The 2,421-nt window shown below is 45.4% G+C and carries 2 protein-coding genes; one reads left to right on the top strand and one right to left on the bottom strand.

Annotated features, from left to right (window positions below):
* The coding region (locus QTO00_RS18080; protein ID WP_331426017.1) for a PfkB family carbohydrate kinase at positions 1-515 on the top strand (515 nt) is incomplete at its 5' end.
* 76 nt (positions 516-591) lie between these two features.
* Here the strand turns inward: QTO00_RS18080 and QTO00_RS18075 are convergent.
* Complete coding sequence (locus QTO00_RS18075; protein ID WP_331426016.1) at positions 592-2,223, bottom strand: glycoside hydrolase family 32 protein; 1,632 nt, start codon at positions 2,221-2,223, stop codon at positions 592-594.
* Positions 2,224-2,421 lie beyond the last annotated feature (198 nt).

Here is a 2,421-nt window from a genome sequence, read left to right as displayed (position 1 = left end):
GCGCAACATTACAAGCTATGCGTCAAATCAAAACCGTTGGTGGTTTCGTTAGTTTTGACCCTAACCTTCGTGAGGAAGTCTGGGCTGACCCAACTGAACTCAAACCAGTAGTCAATCAAGCAATTGAACTGGCAGACGTAGTGAAGTTCTCTGACGATGAACTGATGTTTTTAACGGATACCGACTCTTTAGAGCAGGGCTTGAAGGCGATAGAAAAGTACAACAATACGTTAGTTCTGGTCACTCAAGGCGCTAAGGGAGCACTGGTGGTATTTAACAATCAACAGCGCCTGATTTCTGGTCAAGCTGTTAAGCCTATTGATACCACAGGTGCAGGCGATGCTTTTGTTGGTGGCTTACTTGCAAAACTGGCACAAAGTAACCAATGGGCGAATGACAGTACGATTGAGGCAGCAGTCCTATGGGCAAATGGCTGCGGCGCACTGGCCACAACACAGAAAGGTGCCATGACAGCCCTGCCAACTCAACAGGCGCTGCTTGAATATATAAATTAGTATTAGCTAATTGGAATAAACAAGGGCCCGAAGCAATTAACTTGGGGCCCTTTTCATTTATCGCTGTTTTATAATCTTAGCTGATACGGAATGGCGCATATGCTGAGCTTAATCGTCTCACAACTGCCTTTGTTTCAGCACCAATCACTGACATACCCGTTGCATTTTCAGCGGTAAACGCACGTGACGTCATCACCGCTTGCCCGCCATTTACAAACACTTCGATAGACGAATTATCTGCCAGAATACGTAGCTCTACTGTGCTTGATGTAAGTGGCAATTCGCGAATCGTATCTTGTGCGCGATTGAGTGTTTTAGAGCGGTCCATGACTAAAGAGTTCGTCTCTAAATCTGCTTTTAGTATCAAAGCGTGCTCATCACTTTCGAATAAACGCAACTCGCTCCCCCACTCTAAACTGACCGTCAAGTCAAATGCTTTGGTTTCCAAATCATAACGTTCTGACGTAATTGAAATAGATTGTTCAGCTTGCGCTAGTTGGTCTACCTCTTTGATCGGCCACTGAATTAAACATCCATCTTTGACAGTAAGCTCTCTCATCGCGGTTAATTGGTGCACCCAACCATTGTCAGAGGAAGGTTGATCCACTTCATCGGGAAGGCCCATCCAACCACACATGACTCGCCTACCATCAGGGGTCAACATGGTTTGTGGCGCATAGAAATCAAATCCGTAATCGAGGTGAACGAAATCACTCAGCTGGAGGCCTTTTTGTGCATCAAACTTAGCCTTGGCGATGCCATTGTGGTGAGGAATCGTGTTGTGCTCAGAAAATGATGTGATCCCCTGAGGACCAATCACAGCGAATGTCTCAGCACCTAGCGTAAATAGGTCAGGACATTCCCACATATAACCAAAGTCTCCGAACTCTTCACCGAAAAGACCTTTGAACTGCCACTGTTTAAGATCCAATGAAGTATAGATAGCCAATCGACCTTTTAACTCTTCTGTTTGAGCGCCAAGCAACATAAGCCACTCGTCTCCAATCCGAACAATCTTAGGATCTCGAATGTGCGGTGTAACGCCTTGTGGAAGCGAGTCGATAACAGGGCCATGTTTAACGAAATGAATCCCATCATCAGAAGTCGCTAAACATTGAGTTGTGTGGCGATCACGTTGTTCTCCGATTCGAGTGTTTCCGGTATAGAACAACATCAGTTGGTTTTCATGACTTAATGCATGGCCAGAAAACACGCCATGAGAATCAAACCAATCAGACGGAGTAAGAGCTACAGGTTGCCATTGCCAATTCACTAAGTCACGACTCGTCAAATGCGCCCAGTACTTATCTTTGTGTACGCACGCATGGGGATACCACTGATAAAACAGATGATACTCACCATTATGATAGATAAACCCATTTGGGTCATTGAGCAGACCTTGAGGCGGCGAAATATGCCAACTCGGGCGATGAGGACACGATACTGGTTCTAACCGAGGGGCCAACGCCTGCTGTTGGTTCTTTGCGATCTGTCGGCCAACTTCGAGCAAGGCGTCATCATCAAATGAAGAAGCCCGCTTAAACACCACCTGACACTCACCAAGGACATGCCTTATCTCGGTGATAAGGTCATTCTCCGCGACCAAAGCTTGGTCAGCGACCGCAAAAATGAGCTGGTCATCAGGAATTAAAACCCGAGTTACATTGTATTTGCCTCCACAAAGGGAGAGATAGTGCTCAACAGACATCAAAACTTACCTAAAAATTGGGAACGTTTGCAAAACTACAGTATCAGTTTAGAAACTACAAGATATGTCGTGCTGTTTGTCGTTAATTCTCGTGATCTAGAGCACAAAAAAAGCCTGACTGGTCAGGCTTAATCAAATGACATTTCGCTACTAGTTAACAGGTTTCGCGATCTATATTTTGGAAAGTTAATACCAGCT

The organism is Vibrio sp. M260118 (assembly GCF_036533755.1).
GTDB lineage: Bacteria > Pseudomonadota > Gammaproteobacteria > Enterobacterales > Vibrionaceae > Vibrio.
This window is presented reverse-complemented; position numbering and strand designations above follow the sequence as displayed.